The organism is Solwaraspora sp. WMMA2101 (genome assembly GCF_049179175.1).
Classification (GTDB): Bacteria; Actinomycetota; Actinomycetes; order Mycobacteriales; family Micromonosporaceae; genus Micromonospora_E.
In genome coordinates this window covers 5,792,503-5,808,576 of the sequence record NZ_JBMHMA010000006.1, presented here as the reverse complement: position 1 = coordinate 5,808,576, position 16,074 = coordinate 5,792,503, and the positions used below count along the sequence as shown (strand labels likewise).

The following is a 16,074-nucleotide window of genomic DNA, read 5'->3' as shown; positions in this document are numbered from 1 at the left end:
CCGGTGGACGTCATCACCTGGTAACAGCGTAGCCGCCCGTTCCCACTACGTCCCGTCCGCCCTTCGGCCAGCACGAGCAAACCAGCCGATCTTCCCGCGATCGGGGCGATCCACCGCGTTGCCGTCACCCGGTGGTGACCAGCAGTGGGATCGCCAGCTCCACCTCGGTCGCCCCGCCGTGGAATCCGACGAGCGCCGCCGTACCGGGTTCGGTCGCGGTGGACAGCACCACGAACCGGTCCTGGCAGGTCACCACGACGTCCCCGATGCGGGCCCGGTGTGCCGACGGCACCGGGCCGAACCAGCCCGCTTCGATCAGCGCGTCACGTTCGGCCACCTCGGCGGCCGGCCCCAGCACCCCCCGCCAGGCGGCCACCACGTCGGCCGTGGCACCCGGTCGGGTGTGCAGGTAGCGCACCCGGGGCTCACCGGCCACCACCCGTACCCCCGCCTGCAGTCGGGGGTCGGCGTCCAGATCGACCCGGTACGCCGGCCCGGCCGGCACGTTGAGCTGGCCATGGTCGGCGGTCACCAGCAGCGCCGCGTCCGACGGCAGCCCGGCGACCACCCGGCCGATCAGCCGGTCCAGCCCGGCAGCGGCCACCTGCCACTGCGGCGAGTCGACCCCGAAGACGTGGCCGGCCCGGTCGAGGTCCGGGTGGTATCCGTAGACCAGTGCCGGCCCGTCGGCGGCGGCGACCGCAGCGAGCAGGTCGGCCGCCAGATCGTCGACCCCGTCGGCACCTCGGAAGGTGCCGCCCCGGTTGGCCGCGACGGTCAACCCGCTGCCGGCGAACTCGCCCCGGCTCACCACGGTGACGTCGATGCCGGCGGCCGCCGCCCGCTGCCAGCAGGTGGTCAGCGGCTGCCACGAGGTCGGGTCCGGGTCGTCGGTCCAGTGGGTGTGGGTCAGCACCCGGCCGGTGCCGGGCACCAGGCTGCGGAAGCCGAGGATCCCGTGCGGGCCGGGTGGGGTGCCGGTGCCGAGGCTGACCAGGCTGGTCGGAGTGGTCGACGGGAAACCGGTGGTCAGGCGGCGGGCGTACCGGCCGGCGGCCAACTGCGCCAGGGCCGGGGCGTGTCGACCGGCGGTCGGCAGCTGGTGCCAGCCGAGGCCGTCGATCAGCAGCACGACCACCCGCCGTACGCCGGCCAGCGGGTCGGTCAGCCGCAGCTGGTCGACCGCACCGGGCACCCCGAGGACGGCGAGCACACTGGGCACCACCTCGGCGAGGCTGGCCACGCCGTACTCGGGTCGGGCCGGGCGCAGCAGGTGCGCCGGGGTGGCCGGCGGCTCGGCGTCGCTCATGCCGTGGGGCGCCGGGCGAACAGGTGCAGCTGGGTGGCGAGGTCCTGGTAGGGCGGGTGGGCGGCGGCGGCGAGTTCCAGGTCGAGCACCGCCTGCGGGTCGCCCTCGGCGACGGCAGCCGGCAGCAGATCGGCCAGTACGCGTACCCCATGGGTCTGTTCGACCTGGAGCCCGGCGGCGACGAGCAGCGCGACGGCGCTGGCCGCGTCGTAGCGGCGGCGCAGGGTGTCGCGCGGGCCGGCGGTGCCCTGCGGGTCGGTCAGCAGCGCGGCGGCGAGGTCCAGGTGACCGTTGACCGCCCGGGCCAGCACGGCGGCGGCCCGGCCGGCGACCAGGACGCTGGCCGCGCCGCCGGGGCGCAGCGCGGCGGCCAGGGACTCGACCACCCGGGCCGGATCGTCGACCACCTCAAGCACGGCGTGGCACAGCACCAGGTCGGCGCTGGCCGGCGCGATCAGGTCGCCGAGCGCGTCACCGTCGCCCTGCACGGCCCGGATCCGCTCGGCGACGCCCGCCTCGGCGGCGCGGCGGGTCAGGGCGGCCAGGGCGTCCGGGCTGGCGTCGACGACGGTGACCTGATGGCCGGCTTCGGCCAGCGGTACGGCGAACCCGCCGGTGCCGCCGCCGACGTCGACGACGGTGAGGGTGCGGTCACGGTGGCGGTCCAGCTCCTGCCGCAGCACGGACCAGACGACGGCGGTCCGGGGGCTGACTGTCGGGCCGCTCGGGATGTGTGTGCGCTCCACCCGCGCGAGCCTATCGGCCGGCACCGCCGGCGCGCCCGGCGCGGCCCGCCGGTCGACCGTCCGCCGCCGACCCACTCCGGTCGCCGGCTCATTCCGCCCGCCGGTACTGCGCGATTGACGGTATATCGGATTGCGCAGTAGTCTGCACACCGTGGATACCACCCAGCTTCTCAAAGGGGTGCTCGACCTCGCCGTCCTCGCCGTGCTGCGGCACGACGACGGCTACGGCTACGACATCCTGCGCCGGCTGCGCACCGCCGGATTGACGGAGGTCGGTGACGCCTCGGTCTACGGCACGCTGCGCAGGCTGTTCCAGGCCGGCCTGCTCACCACCTACGTGGTCCCGTCCGAGGAAGGGCCGCACCGCAAGTACTACTCACTCAACTCCGCCGGCCGCGACCAGCTGACCCGCTCGGGTAAGAACTGGCGCGACTTCGCCGCGACCATGGACGACCTGCTCGACGATCGGGGGGTGGCGGCGTGAACGCCACGACGCAGATGGAGATCACGCGCTACGTCGAGCAGGTCCGGGCCGCCCTGGCGGACCTGCCGACGACGGTCCGCGACGAGCTGCTCGAAGATCTACCCGAGCATCTGGCCGAGGTGCTGGCCGAAGGCGACGGCACGCTCGTCGACCGACTCGGCGACCCGACGGAGTACGCGGCGGAGCTGCGCGCCAGCGCCGCGTTGGACACCCCTGCGACGACGCCGGGGTTCGGCCACCGGGTAACCGCCGCCTGGCAGAGCGCCCGCAGCCGGCTGGGCCGGGCCGACCACCGCGTCGGGCCGCTGCTCGGCTACGGCACCGCCAGCGAATTCCTGCGACTCTTGCGCCCCGCCTGGTGGGTGCTACGCGGCTACCTCGCCGCGATGCTCTTCGCCTACCTCACCTCCGGCAACCCGCCCGGGCTCTTCCCCCGGCCGGGCGGCAGCCTCGTCATCGGTTTCCTGGCCCTCGTCGGCTTCGTGATCGGCTCGGTCTGGCTCGGCCGCCGCCAGGCCGGGTTGACCCGGTGGCCCCGCCGGACGCTCACCGCCGCGACCGCCATCATGCTGATCTTCGGTGCGGTCACCGTGGCGGAGGTCGACGGCCGGTCCCGCAGCAGCACCCCCGGGCCGGTCTACTACCAGCACGATCCGTACCCGCAGATGCTGGACGTGTACGTCTACGACGGTCAGGGGCGGCTCGTCGAAGGCGCCCGACTGTTCGACGAGAACGGCCAACCGATCTCCCTCGGCGATCCGTACCGGTGCGTCGAATCCGTCGGCGACCTGGACTTCTACTCACAGGACGGGCAACCCGTCCCGCCCCCCGCGCCCAGGTACGAACCGCAGTACGTCTACCCGTTCTGCCCCGAGCTGGCACCGTTCAGACTGCCTGCCTCCACCCCGACGCCGTCGGCACCGGTGCGGATGGCGCCGAGCGACCTTCCGTTGACCCCGCTGACCCCGACGCCCGACCCCTCGGAGCCCGCCGCCGAGCCATCAGCGCCGGCGGCCGACCCGACGGTCAGCGGAAGTCCCGGGACGCCGGACTGACCGGGGTGGTGACCGCGTCCAGCCGGTCGGCGACCAGGTTGAGCACCCCTTCGGCCTTCTCCAGCCGGCCCCGCACCAGCAGCGCGGCACTGCTGCGGGCCACCGTCCGGTAGCGCAGCCACAGCCCGGGTGAGCAGGTCACGTTGAGCATCCCGGTCTCGTCCTCCAGATTGACGAACGTCACCCCACCGGCGGTCGCCGGGCGCTGCCGGTGGGTGACGATGCCGCCGACCCGGACCCGGGTGCCGGCGTCGACCCGGCCCAGCTCGGCGATCGGCACCGCCCCGGCGGCGGCCAGCCGGTCCCGGACGAACCGCACCGGGTGGGTGTCCGGCGACAGCCCGGTGGCCCACACGTCGGCCATCAACGCGTCGACCTCGTCCAGACCGGGCAGGGTCGGCGCGGCGACGCCGACGGCGACGCCGGGCAGCCGGTCGGCACGTTCCTGCGCGGCGGCCCCGGCCCCCCACAGCGCCTGCCGGCGGGTCAACCCGAAACAGGCGAACGCGTCGGCGGTGGCCAGCGCCTCCAGCTGGGCGGCGGTCAGCCCGACCCGGCGGGCCAGGTCCGACATGTCCTGGTACGGCCCACGCGCGGCCCGCTCGTCCTCGATCCGCTGCGCCAGGTCGTCACCGATGCCGCGTACCGCCGACAGGCCGAGGCGCACCTGCGGGCCGCCGACCCCCCACTGGTGCGGCGGCTCCCCCGGCGCGCCACCCCACCGGGTGCGGGCGTCGACGACCAGGGTGGCCGCCGCGCCGCTGGCGTTGACGTCCGGCCGGTGCACCCGCACCCCGTGCCGGCGGGCGTCGTCGACCAGGGTCTGCGGCGAGTAGAACCCCATCGGCTGGGCGTTGAGCAGCGCGGCCAGGAACGGGGCCGGGTGGTAGCGCTTGAGCCAGGCGCTGGCGTACACCAGGTAGGCGAAGCTCATCGCGTGACTCTCCGGGAACCCGAAGCTGGCGAACGCGCTCAGCTTCACGTACAGGTCGTCGGCCAGCTCGCCGGTGATGCCCCGGCCGGCCATCCCGGCGTACAGCCGGTCGCGGATCGCGGCCATCCGAGACGCCGACCGTTTCGACCCCATCGCCCGGCGCAGCTGGTCGGCGCCGGCGGCGTCGAAGCCGGCCAGGTCGATCGCCAACTGCATCAGCTGCTCCTGGAACAGCGGCACCCCGAGGGTCTTCTCCAACGCGTTGCGCATCAGCGGATGCGGGTAGGTCACCGGGTCCTGGCCGTTGCGCCGACGGATGTACGGGTGCACCGAGCCGCCCTGGATCGGGCCGGGCCGGATCAACGCCACCTCGACGACCAGGTCGTAGAAGCAGGTCGGTTTCAGCCGGGGCAGGGTGGCCATCTGGGCGCGGCTCTCCACCTGGAACACCCCGACCGAGTCGGCCCGGCACAGCATCGCGTACACCTCGGGGTCGTCCAGCGACATGGCGCTCAGGTCCAGTTCGGAGCCGATCAGGTCGTGCGCGTCGTGCAGCGCGGTGAGCATGCCGAGCCCGAGCAGGTCGAACTTGACCAGGCCGACGCTGGCGCAGTCGTCCTTGTCCCACTGCAGCACGGTGCGCCCCGGCATCCGGGCCCACTCCACCGGGCAGACCTCGATCACCGGCCGGTCGCAGATCACCATCCCGCCGGAGTGCACGCCCAGGTGCCGGGGGAAGGTCTGCAGCTCGTCGGCGTACGCCACCACCTGCGCCGGAATGTCCGGCCCGGCGGCCGCGACCGCACCGTAGTGGTCGATCTGCTTGCTCCAGGCGTCCTGCTGGCCGGGTGAGAACCCGAACGCGCGGGCCACGTCACGCACCGCCGACCGGGGCCGGTACGAGATCACGTTGGCCACCTGGGCGGTGTGTTCCCGGCCGTAGCGGCGGTACACGTACTGGATGACCTCCTCGCGGCGACCGGACTCGATGTCGACGTCGATGTCCGGCGGGCCGTCGCGTTCCGGGGCGAGGAACCGCTCGAACAGCAGCCGGTGGCGGACCGCGTCGACGTTGGTGATCCGCAGCGCGTAGCAGACCGCCGAGTTGGCCGCCGACCCCCGCCCCTGGCAGTAGATGTCCTGCTCACGGCAGAACGCCACGATGTCGTGCACGACCAGGAAGTAGCCGGGGAAGTCCAGCTTGTCGATCATGTCGAGTTCGTGGTCGAGCTGCCGGTACGCCTCCGGGTGGGCCTCGCGGGGGCCGTACCGTTCCAGCGCGCCCCGCCAGGTCAGCTCCCGCAGCCAGCTCATCTCGGTGTGCCCGGCCGGCACCGGATGGTCCGGCAGCCGGGGGGCGACCAGCTGCAGGTCGAAGGCGAGCTCGGCGCCGTAGCCGGCGGCCCGCGCCACCGCACCCGGGTAGCCGGCGAACCGGGCCGCCATCTCCGCCCCGGAGCGCAGGTGGGCGGTGCCGGCGGCGGGCAGCCAGCCGTCGATGTCGTCCAGGCCGCGTCGGGCCCGGATCGCGGCCAGCACGGCGGCCATCCGGTGCCGCGCCGGCGCGGCGTAGTGCACGTTGCCGCTGGCCACCGTCGGCAGGCCCCGGCCGTGGGCGAGCGCAGCGAGGGCGTCGTTGCGGTCGCCGTCGGACGGGTCGCCGTGGTCGGTCAACTCGACCGCGACGCCGTCCGCGCCGAAAAGCGCCACCAGCCGGTCCAGCTCCGCGCCGGCGGCGGCCACCCCACCGGTACGCAGCGCCGCCGGCACCGGCCCTTTGCGGCACCCGGTGAGCACCAGTACGTGGTCCCGCAGCTCGGCGGCGACCTGCTCCAGGCTGCCGTAGTCGGGTCGGCCCTTCTCCCCGCCGCGCAGCTGCGCCCGGGAGATGACGCGGGCCAGCCGGGCGTACCCGGCCGGGCCACGGGCCAGCGCCAGCAGGTGCCGGCCGGCCGGGTCCGGCTCCCCGGTACGCGGCACCGCCCGCCGGTCGCTCTGCTGATCCCCGGCGGTGAGGGACAGCTCGGCGCCGAACACCGTCGCCAGCCCGTGGGCGGCGGCCGCCTCGGCGAACCGGACCACCCCGTAGAAGCCGTCGTGGTCGGTGACGGCCAGCGCGGTCAGCCCCAGCCGGACCGCCTCTTCGACCAGCTCCTCCGGGTGGCTGGCCCCGTCGAGAAAGCTGAAGTTGCTGTGGCAGTGCAGTTCGGCGTACGGCGTGACCGGCCCGGCCCCGACGGCGTCCGGCGGCACGAGTGGCACCGGTGGCGGCACGTACGGTGCCCGTTTACGGGTCCAGCCGGGCGCGTCGCCGCCGTCGCCGTCGACCGCGAGCGGGTCGACCACCATCGGGTCGTCAGTCATAGATGGCCTCCACCACCCATCGCCCGTCGGCGCGGGCGATCAGCAGGGCGCTGCCGTCGGCCAGGGCGACCTGGAACCGGGCCCGCCGGCGGGCCTCGGCCGGCGCCCACCAGCGTTCGTCGATCGGCCACGGGCCGGCCCAGCCGGTGACGTCGACCGGGGCGGCGGAGTCGACGGCCAATCGGGCCGGTACGGCGCTGAGCGTCAGCCGGGCGTCGACGGTGACCGGGGCACCGGTCGCGTCGTACACCTCGGCGGGCAGCGGGGCGGGCAGCACGATCGCCGGGGCCGGTGGCGGCAGCCGGCCCGGCCAGGGCGGTTCGCCGGGGCGGGCCGGCACCCGTTCGTCGCCCCACGGGACGAAGCGGACCTGGTCGACCGGGGACCGGCCGCCGCCGGGCACGGCGGTCAGCACCGACTCCGGGCCGAGCAGGCCCTGCACCCGGCTGAGCGCCCGGTGCGCGCGGGCCCGTTCCTCGCCGGTCCCACCCCACAGACCGGGCTGCAGCGCGGTCTGGGCGAGCACCCCGTCGGGGATCAGCCGCAGCCGGATGATCCCGGCGGTCGGCGCCGGCGGTAGCGCGGCGTCGCCGGCACCCGGCCGGCGGGCGGTGCCACCGGTCAGCCAGCCGTCGAGCTGCCAGCGCAGCCGGTCGGCGATCGCGGCGGCGGTGAGCACACCGTCGTGCCGCCAGACCCGGTGCAGTTCCTGGCCGTGCGCGGTGACCGCGTCGATGCCGAGCCGGGTGCAGGCCAGGCCGTGCCCGGCGAGCCGCTCGTGCAGCTGTTCGGCCAGGGCACGGGCGGCGAACGCCGCCACGTCGACCCGGTCGAGCGGATCGTCGTAGTCGGCGGTGACGGCCAGGTCGGGTGGCGGTCGGCGAGGGGTGAACGGCTGTTCGTCACGGCCGGTGGCCAGCCGGTGGGCCAGGGCCGCGTCCGGACCGAACCGGGCGAGTACGTCCCGGGCCGGCAGGGCGGCGAAGTCGCCGAGGGTACGCAGGCCGAGCCGGCGCAGCAGGTCGGCCAGGTCGGGTCGGCCGAGTACCCGTAGCGGCAGGCCGGCCAGGAACGTCGCGCTGGCGCCGGGGTCGACGATCCGGCCGACCCGGGCGGCCAGCCCGGCGGCGAAGCTGCCGTCGGCGACCCCCACCTGGCATTCGACCTCGCAGCTCTGCGCGACGTGTTCGACGATCTGCTCGGCCGCCCGGTCCTCGCCGCCGAAGTAGCGGGCCGGGCCACGGGCGGCGACCATGCATGCTCCGGCGCGGAGCACCTCGACACCGGCCACGATCTGCTCGACGGCGGTGACGACCGGTTCGAACGCCCGCGCGTCGCGGGACGGGTCGTGGTCGACCACGGTGAGGCCGGGGCAGCGGCTCTGCGCCTCCCGACGGCGCAGTCCCGGGTGTACGCCGTCGGCCCGGGCGGCGGTCGAACAGGCGATCACCCGGTTGGCGTGCAGCACCGCCACCGGGGCGGTGGCCGGCACCCCGTCGACGATCTCGGCGGCGGTCACCGGCCAGTCCGGGCACCAGAGCACCATGGCCCGGGTGGCGGCCCCGTCGGTGCGGCTCGTCCCACCCGCACCACGGTCGGCCCGGGGGCGGCTCATCCCCGCCGTACCACGGTCAGCTCCGGCCGCCCCGACCGGCGCGGCGGACCGGCCGGGACCGGCGATGCGGTGGCGGTGCCGGGCAGCCAGACCTGCACCTGCCGGGGTCGGCTCATCGCGCCCCGGCCCCGGGCGGCGATCACCATCTCCCGGCGGCGCAGCCGCCCCCGACCCGAGCCGAGCCCTTCCCACCGGCCGCGTACCACCTGCAGGGTCACGTCGGCGGCGTCCCACCGGCCGCAGGGCACCAGCACGCAGCCCCGCTGTCGGGCGCGGGCGGCGAGCCGGCCGGTGACCTGCGGCGTCACGGCGGCGGGGGCGGCGACGACCACCACGTCCACACCGTCGATCAGCGCGGCGACCACCGTCGGCCAGTCCGGGCCGGGGTGCGGGACCAGCGCCAGCCGGTCCAGGGCGATGCCCAGCTCGGCGGCGGCGCCCGCGCCCAGCGCCGGCACCCCGACGACGGCGCACCACAGGCCGGCCCGGGACACCTCGGCGAGCAGGGCCAGCAGCAGGGAGGTGGCACCGAGCCGGGCCGACCGGTGCGGCAGGACGTTGACGGTGGAGCCCCGGCGCAGGCCGCGCCCGGGGAGCAGGCCGGTCAACGGGGCCGGCACCGGCAACGCCCGGTCGATGCCGGGTGCCGGCCCGGTGTCTGACGCCGGCCCGGTGCCCGGTGCTGCCGCGCTACCGGGTGCCAGCGCGGTGCCGGGGGCTGTCGCGGTGTCGGCGGGGTACGCCGCGACGGTCGCCCCGGCCAGGGCGCTCGCCGGACGGACCAGCCCGGCGGCGACCGCCGCCAACGCCGCCGTCCCGGCCACCATCCGCCCCGCCATCTCTGCCTCTCCCCCGTGTTCTCGTCCGTACGTGGTACGCGCGCGTCGTCCGCCGCCGGCACCACGGATGCCGGCGGCGGGGTGTCGCGTCAGTTAGGTCAGGCGGCCAGCCCGTCGAGGGCGGGTTGGCTGGCCACTCCGAGGGTGTCTTCGACCAGACAGACGAACTCCGTGGCGGCGCGCAGCAGGTCGTCGGCTTCCCGGGCGGTGACCACCCGGGGGATGCCGGCTTCGGCGGCGGCCCGTTTGCTCGCGCCGGCGGCGAAGAAGGTGGCCCACTCGGTCAGCTCGGGGGCGACCATCAGCAGCAGGGTCCAGACACTGGTGACCCGGTGGCGGCGGGTCGGCGCCGGCCGGGCGCGGGCGGCGAGCATCGCCGCTGCGGCCCGCAGCGCCGCCAGGTGGGCCGCCGCGTAGCGCAGCCCGTCGGGGCGGGTGGCGGCCGCCTCGGTCAGCCCGTGCCGGGCGAGAGCGAGCAGCTGAGCCGGGGTGCGGTTGGGCAGCAGGTGCGCCGGCACCATGGGTGCCTGCGGGCTCGGGCTGGTCGGCATGGGTCACTCCTCCACGCGTGTCACCTGTCGGGTGCCCGCCCACGGAGGAAGACGTCGGACGGGGCGTCGCCGGTGCGGATACGGATGCTTCCCCACACCGCATCCGCACCGGCGATGCTGGCGGGGTCCGTTGCCCGCCGCCCGGGGGTCGGGGGCGGCGGGCAACGGTCCTGCCTTGTGGCGCTGGACCCGCGAAAGTCCAGTGCCGGGGTGTGCGGCTCGCGGCGCCGCACTGCCGGGACTCGCGCCGCGAATCGCTCCTCCCGGCTGGTCAGGACGGGGAGCCCGAGGGCGGGACTGTCGCGGACCGGCGGACCCGACCAGCGGCAGCACCTTTGCCGAACACCCGTTTATCGAACACCCGTTCTAACCACTTCTCACAGTACACCCTGCCGCCGACAAAAACGCAACGTCGGACACGCCGCTGGCCGGGTCCCCCGCGGGGGACCCGGCCAGCGCGCTGTCACCGATCAGGAGGAGTAGCCACGCGCGGCGACCCAGTCAGCCAGCGCGTCGAGGTCCATCCAGTACTCCTGGCCCTCGAAGTACGGGTCGGCGATCTTCACCGTGTCACCACCGTCGCGATAACCGGTCACCGTCAGGTAGTGCCCACCCTCGTACGAGTGCGCCACCCCGTCGACGTCGGTCGCCGTACCCATGATGTTCGCGACCACGGCCCGGTCGTCGTCCACGGCCTCACGCACGTCGGCCCGCAGCTTCTCCACGTGCTCCGGCTTGGCGGCGTCCGCGCCGATCGCGGTCGTCTCGTACTCGTCGTCACCGGTCATCTCGTTGAGCACCCGGGTCGTCTCCTCGGCCGAGTCGGTGCCGGCCTCGGTCGTACCCAGCTTGCCCGCCACCTCGTCCTGCGACGGGGCCTTGCCCTGCGCGGTCAACGCGATCCGCGTCGCCGCCGGGCCGCAGTAGTAGAAGTTCGGCTGCGCCTCGTACTGCACCCGCACCTCACGCGCACCACCGTCGGCGGCACCCGGGCCAGCAGCCTGCGCCGCAACGGCGGGAGCGGCCACGACACCACCAGCGGTCAGCAGACCGGCAACGGACAGCAGAGACTTACGGAAGATCGTGTTCATGGCAGAATCTCCGTTCCGAGGGGGATGAACCGGACACCGATCCCACGCGGGCGATGAACGGTCACGAACGGGACAGAACAGAACACGTACCAGAAAGTCGAGAGAACGACGCCGTCGACCGGGCTACCGGCCTTCTGCGCGGCGCGACCATGTACAACCGCGTCGACCGGCCGATCATTCCCCGCCCGCCGGACCCGACGGGCCGGAGCGTCGACCAACCACATGGTCACCGGCACATGGCCACCATCGCCACATGGTCACCGTCCGTCACGAAGTGCGAACGGAATACCACGTCAGACGATATACCTCACGGGAATGATTATTCCTCACAGGTATACCGCTCGACCGCAAGTGCCGGTCCGCCGGGGCGGGTGGGCGGCACGGGCAAGCCGGCCCGGGCACGACGATCGTTGTGCGCTACTCGGTCCAACGCCGGGATCCAACGCCGCCCGGCCGGCCGATGTTCCCCCGAGCCCGGGTGCCTCGGACGCCCGCCGGACCCCGGTCAGTCGCCCGGCTTCTTCCACAGCACGTACTCCAGCTGCAGCGGGCCCTGCTCACCGTCGACCGACGTGCGCTGGGTGAGGGTGCCGTACCGGCCGTCGCTGGTCCGGATGCAGTAGACCGGAAACAGCCGCCGCCACCGGTTGCCGCTGAACATGCCCTGGACGACCTCCTCGTCGTTCCAGGCCGAATCGGGCAGCGACGAGCAGCCGCCGAGGGTGGGCGTACCTTCGTTCCAGTCTGCGGCCTGTGCGCCGTTACGCAACGCGGCCTGGCCGCCGGTCAGCGAACTCCAGGTGCCGGCGAACCGGGGCTCCACCAGATCCACCGCCGCAGCGAACTCCGGATCCTGCTCCGGGTCGCCGAACCGCCCGGTATCGAGGTCGTAGTGCAGATCGTCACCGGTGAAGACGAGCCGGTCACCGGCGTACACCGGTTCGCTGTCCAGCGCGTCGGTGATCACGAGCGTGGAGTCGACGGTCGGGTCGGCGGTGATGGTGATCCGGTTCTGTTCGATCTCGGTGACGAACCGCCCGTCCATGTCGATCCGCAACTTGCGGGTGGTGTCGATCCGGAAGACACTCACCCGCTGCGTACCGTCGATCGTCTGGTTGATCATCAGATAGGTGGCGTCCTGGTCGGCAGCCTGCTCGCGGGCCGCCTCCTCGGTGGCGTAGATGCCGACCTCGGCGACGATCCGGTACGGCGCCGGCAACGCCGCCACCGACTCCTTGGCGATCTCGACGACGATCGGCATGACCGCCTCCTCGAAGGCGGCCAACCGTTCGTCGTCGCCGCAGCCGGCGACGGCGGTCACCGTGACGACGGACGCGACGATCCCGGCCACCGCCCGGACCCACCGGCCCGACCCGAGACCTCCGTACGGCCACGATCGTCCCGTTCGCTGCACGCGCACCTACCGCCTCTCCGACCACACCGGCACCGACCTGCCGATTCGCTGATCATGGTGAGGTGGCCGCGCAAGGTCAACGCCCGGTCGGGCGCGGCCAGCGGTCGTCCGGTCAGCTCAACCGGCCCGCCATCGCGATGTCGAGGGCCGCCGACCGGACGTCCGGCACCGGATGGCGGCGCAGCCGGTGCAGCGGCGACCGCCACGGCGGCGACCAGCCGTACCGGTCACCGGCCCGGGCCAGCGCCACCGCGAACAGGCCGGCCGCCAGGTCGTCCCGGTCGGCGAGCGCCCCGACGACGGCGGTCAGCACCGCCGGCTCCCAGCTGCCCTCGGCGCGGCGGACCTGGTCGGTCAACGTCTCGGCGAGCCGGCCGGCGAGCACCGGACGGTCGGCGACCAGATCGGCGAGCGCGGCCAACTCGGCGACGACCGGGGTCGCGGTCGGTGCGGCCAGCGGCACCAGGTGGGTGAGCAGCCGGGCCGCCTGCGGGGTCAAATCAGCAAAACCGGCGAGGGTACGCGCGGCGGCCCGCACCGCCGTCCGGTCGGTCTGCGGGTCGGCGTCGCGGCACCAGCGCGCCGCCGCGTCGACGATCCGGTCGAGGCGGCGCCGGGCCGGCCGGTCCCCCGCCGGGTCACCCGGTCGGTCGTCGACGCGGTCCAGCCGGGCCAGCGCGGCCACCGCGACCACCAACGGCGACCGGTCGCCCGCCTGCGGTGATCCGTCGGCTGCCGCTGTCGCTCCGTCGAGCAGCCGGATCACCACCTGCATCGCCGACGCCCACCGGTACGGGTCGTCCAGGTCGGTCAGGGCGGTGACGGTCAACCCGGTCAGGTCGGGTGCCCAGCGGGCCCAGACCGGCAACGCCACCCAGGCCAGCCGGGCCGCTTCCGGATCAGGGTTGCCGGTGGCGGCCACGACCAGGGCGGCGTACCGAGGACGGTCCGACTCGGCGATCGTCGACGGTGCCGCGTCCAGCAGTGCCGACACCTCGCCCCGCGACGGCGCCGCCGAATCGGGCCGGCCGACACCAGCCGCCCCGGCCAGGATCGCCCAGCTGGCCGGCACGTCGGGCCGCTGCCGGGCGGCGGCGACCGCGGCGGCCCGCACGTCGGGGTGCTGGTCCACCCGCCGGTACGCCGCGCTGACCACGTCGAACGCCTCCGGCGGGCCGTACCGGGCGAGCAGCCGCAGCGCCTGCTTGCGGCTGGTCACCTTGCCGGTGCCGAGGGCCACGTCGGTCAGGGTGGCGACCAGCGTCGACGGTGCCACGAGCCGGGCGGTATGGCCGGCCGCGTAGACGGCGACCCGGGCCCGGTCGTCGTCGACGTGCCGCAGCAGCACCGGCAGCGCCTCGTCCGGCCGGTCGGTCCAGGCCAGCGCGGCCAGCGCCGCCTCGGCGAGGGTGACGTCCGCCGCGTCGAGATACCGGGTGACGACCGCCCGGCCGGCACCGGGCACCGGGGCGGCGGAGCTGATCGCCCGTACCCGATGATGTTTGGCCATGCTCCGGTCGGCGGCGATCGACGCCAGCAGGTCGGCGTACGCCTGCTGGTGGCGGGGCAGCCACCGGGCGACCCGGTGCGCCGGGCCGGGCACCCAGCGGGCACCGGCGGAGAGGAACTTGCCGGTCCGCTTACCGGGCGGCGTGGTGAACACCTCGTCGAGCAGGTCGGTGCGGCGGGTGCAGATCGCCTGCCACACCTCGTGAACCTCCACCGTGGACGCATCGACGGCGAGCACCTCGCCGACCCGGTCGGCCCGGGTCGCCGGGTCGGCCAGCCACAGCGTCACCGCCCGGCGGAACACCGACGACACCACGCCGGGGTGGATCGCCCGGCGCAGCAGCCGCTGCAGGTGCGGCAGCCGCCAGGCGCGCCGACCGAGCGACCAGGCGACGGCGAACAGCGGCTCGTACCGGTCCCGGGCCGCCGCGCCCTCGATCCACGGTGCGATCCGGGTGAACAGGTCGTGCTCCTGGCCCCGGCGCAGCACCTGGTCGAGCCGGCCGAGGAACGGCAGTTGCCGGCCGTCGTACAGCGTGTCGAAGGTCTGCATCGCCCAGCCGACCAGCGCCGGGTCGGCCGCGTGCCGGCGCAGCACCTGCCCGGCCACGTCGCCGATCGCGGTCAGGCTGGCCGACGAGGTGTCCCGGGCAGCCACCGCCTGGGTGACGACGTCGGTCAGCGCCGGCACCGTTGCTGGGGTGAGCAGGCCGACGACCTGCGACAGCGCGGTGAACGCGCGGGCCCGTACCGGGTCCTGGTCGTTGCGCAGCCGGCGCAGCTGTTCGACGGCGGCGACGACGGCCGCCGGGTCGCCACTGCGCCCGGCGGCGTCCAGCAGCAGCGCGTAGCCGGTGCCCCGGGCGGTGGCGTCCGCGCGCCGGGCCGCCGTGACCAGCGCCGACTCCGCCACGGCCCAGGGCAGGAACGCGGTGTACGTCAGCGTCCAGTCCTCGCTGGCCCGGACCCGGTCCAGGTCGAGTATCCGGCGGACCTCCCGGTGCTGCCAGTGGCGGGGCAGCACGGTCAACAGTTGCTCCGACAGCAGCACGTCGGCGGTGTCCACATCGGCCGTCACCGCGTCGTACAGCTCGCCCCGACGGGCCGGGGCCAGCGCGGCGAGCAGCCGGGCGAAGGCACGGTCGGTGCCGCGCAGCCGTACCCCGAGCGGCACCAGGTCGGTCAGGTCGGCGTCGCGCAGCCGGTACAGCAGGCCGGACGGCAACGGCCGGCCGCGCAGCCAGCCGGCCCGCGCCGGGGCGGTGAGCAGCCGCAGGGTCCGGGCCGGATCCGCGCCGGCCAGTACGCCGTACGCGGTCGTCGCGCCGGGCAGGCTGGTCGTCGGGGCGTACCGCTCCAGCAGGTCGAACACCCGCGTCGGATGCCGCTGCGCGGTGTGCAGCACGGCGTCGTCCCAGTCGTGCCACCAGTCGTCGCGGGCGGCACCGGACCGGGCGGCGAGTTGCGTCTGCGCGAAGTCGAGCAGCACGGTGGGGTGCCGGCGGGCCAGCGCGGTGCCGTTGGCGATGGCGTACGACAGCTCTGGCAGCAGCCGGGCGACGGTGTCCGCGCCGCAGGCGGGCAGCAGGACCGCGGCTTCGCCGTCGCCGTACCGGGCGCGGACCGGGTCGATCAGCGCGTCGGCGAGGTCGGCGCGGCGGGCCGCCCGCAGCGTCCGGTACGCGGTGCGCCGCAGGTCGGCCGGGGCATCGTGCAGCAGCGCCGCCACCTCGGCGGGGTCGGCCCAGCTGGAGCGCAGGTACGCGGTGACCGCGACCGCCCGCAGCCGGCGGTCCGGGTCGACGAACCCGGCCCGGACCACCGCCCGGTCGTCGACGATCACCGCCATGGTGAGGCCGAGGAACCGCTGGTAGGCGTCACCGCGCGCCAGCTCGGCGAGTACGGCGGGCAGGTTCCCGGTGCCGGCCAGCCGGCGGGCGTGCCCGGCCAGTGCGGACATCCGGGCCCGGTGGGTCAGCGGGTCGAGGGTTGCGAGCAGTTCGGCGGTGGGGTGCGGCACCGGATGATCGTCCCAGCCGCCGGCAACCGTATTTCTCCTGGACATCGACCAAGCTCCGTGGAATTTCCATCATCTCGTCGGATCGGGGTGCTGACGAAAACTGTTCGCGTTCGTCGGTTGACGCGCCATGCATACAGTTGACG

The 16,074-nt window shown here is 74.8% G+C and carries 11 protein-coding genes; 2 read left to right on the top strand and 9 right to left on the bottom strand.

What is annotated here, in order from left to right; translation table 11 throughout:
• Positions 1 to 124: 124 nt before the first annotated feature.
• Positions 125 to 1,309: an alkaline phosphatase family protein gene (locus ACN28F_RS27475; RefSeq protein ID WP_421360368.1), complete on the bottom strand. Its 1,185-nt coding sequence runs from the start codon at positions 1,307 to 1,309 to the stop codon at positions 125 to 127.
• Positions 1,306 to 2,055: a methyltransferase domain-containing protein gene (locus ACN28F_RS27470; RefSeq protein WP_289205350.1), complete on the bottom strand. Its 750-nt coding sequence runs from the start codon at positions 2,053 to 2,055 to the stop codon at positions 1,306 to 1,308. The genes ACN28F_RS27475 and ACN28F_RS27470 overlap by 4 nt, the downstream gene beginning before the upstream one ends.
• A gap of 151 nt (positions 2,056 to 2,206) precedes the next feature.
• Between ACN28F_RS27470 and ACN28F_RS27465 the strand changes: the two genes are divergently transcribed.
• The gene (locus ACN28F_RS27465; RefSeq protein WP_282228259.1) at positions 2,207 to 2,539 is read left to right on the top strand and encodes a PadR family transcriptional regulator; all 333 of its coding nucleotides are present in this window, start codon (positions 2,207 to 2,209) and stop codon (positions 2,537 to 2,539) included.
• Positions 2,536 to 3,594: a DUF1700 domain-containing protein gene (locus ACN28F_RS27460; protein ID WP_421360366.1), complete on the top strand. Its 1,059-nt coding sequence runs from the start codon at positions 2,536 to 2,538 to the stop codon at positions 3,592 to 3,594. Before ACN28F_RS27465 ends, ACN28F_RS27460 begins: the two co-directional genes overlap by 4 nt.
• On the opposite strand, the gene ACN28F_RS27455 is transcribed toward ACN28F_RS27460, so the two are convergent.
• The 7 genes from ACN28F_RS27455 to ACN28F_RS27425 form a co-directional block, all read right to left on the bottom strand.
• Positions 3,566 to 6,892 carry an error-prone DNA polymerase gene (locus tag ACN28F_RS27455; RefSeq protein WP_421360364.1) on the bottom strand — a complete coding sequence of 1,109 codons (3,327 nt, stop codon included), beginning with the start codon at positions 6,890 to 6,892 and terminating at the stop codon, positions 3,566 to 3,568. The two genes, ACN28F_RS27460 and ACN28F_RS27455, sit on opposite strands and share 29 nt — an antisense overlap.
• Positions 6,885 to 8,438, bottom strand: a complete 1,554-nt coding sequence (locus ACN28F_RS27450) for a DNA polymerase Y family protein (protein ID WP_421361535.1) — start codon at positions 8,436 to 8,438, stop codon at positions 6,885 to 6,887. Before ACN28F_RS27450 ends, ACN28F_RS27455 begins: the two co-directional genes overlap by 8 nt.
• Before the next feature lie 65 nt (positions 8,439 to 8,503).
• Positions 8,504 to 9,211: a hypothetical protein gene (locus tag ACN28F_RS27445; RefSeq protein ID WP_353850570.1), complete on the bottom strand. Its 708-nt coding sequence runs from the start codon at positions 9,209 to 9,211 to the stop codon at positions 8,504 to 8,506.
• Positions 9,212 to 9,444: 233 nt separating this feature from the next.
• A complete protein-coding gene (locus ACN28F_RS27440) occupies positions 9,445 to 9,897 on the bottom strand; it encodes an SAV_6107 family HEPN domain-containing protein (protein WP_289205347.1) in 453 nt (150 codons plus the stop codon).
• Positions 9,898 to 10,367: 470 nt separating this feature from the next.
• Entirely contained in the window at positions 10,368 to 10,988 is a 621-nt protein-coding gene (locus tag ACN28F_RS27435; protein WP_289205346.1) for a C39 family peptidase, read from the bottom strand.
• A gap of 505 nt (positions 10,989 to 11,493) precedes the next feature.
• Positions 11,494 to 12,339: a hypothetical protein gene (locus tag ACN28F_RS27430; protein ID WP_289205345.1), complete on the bottom strand. Its 846-nt coding sequence runs from the start codon at positions 12,337 to 12,339 to the stop codon at positions 11,494 to 11,496.
• A 175-nt stretch (positions 12,340 to 12,514) separates the two neighbouring features.
• Positions 12,515 to 15,976 (bottom strand): hypothetical protein, encoded by a 3,462-nt coding sequence (locus tag ACN28F_RS27425; RefSeq protein ID WP_421360361.1) that lies wholly within the window; start codon positions 15,974 to 15,976, stop codon positions 12,515 to 12,517.
• Positions 15,977 to 16,074 lie beyond the last annotated feature (98 nt).

What these genes read in the sequence shown, in the direction of transcription:
- ACN28F_RS27455 (WP_421360364.1), bottom strand. Translation starts at nt 6,892, where the DNA reads ATGACTGACGACCCGATGGTGGTCGACCCGCTCGCGGTCGACGGCGAC.
- ACN28F_RS27440 (WP_289205347.1), bottom strand. Translation starts at nt 9,897, where the DNA reads ATGCCGACCAGCCCGAGCCCGCAGGCACCCATGGTGCCGGCGCACCTG.
- ACN28F_RS27450 (WP_421361535.1), bottom strand. Translation starts at nt 8,438, where the DNA reads ATGGTGCTCTGGTGCCCGGACTGGCCGGTGACCGCCGCCGAGATCGTC.
- ACN28F_RS27475 (WP_421360368.1), bottom strand. Translation starts at nt 1,309, where the DNA reads ATGAGCGACGCCGAGCCGCCGGCCACCCCGGCGCACCTGCTGCGCCCG.
- ACN28F_RS27435 (WP_289205346.1), bottom strand. Translation starts at nt 10,988, where the DNA reads ATGAACACGATCTTCCGTAAGTCTCTGCTGTCCGTTGCCGGTCTGCTG.
- ACN28F_RS27425 (WP_421360361.1), bottom strand. Translation starts at nt 15,976, where the DNA reads ATGTCCAGGAGAAATACGGTTGCCGGCGGCTGGGACGATCATCCGGTG.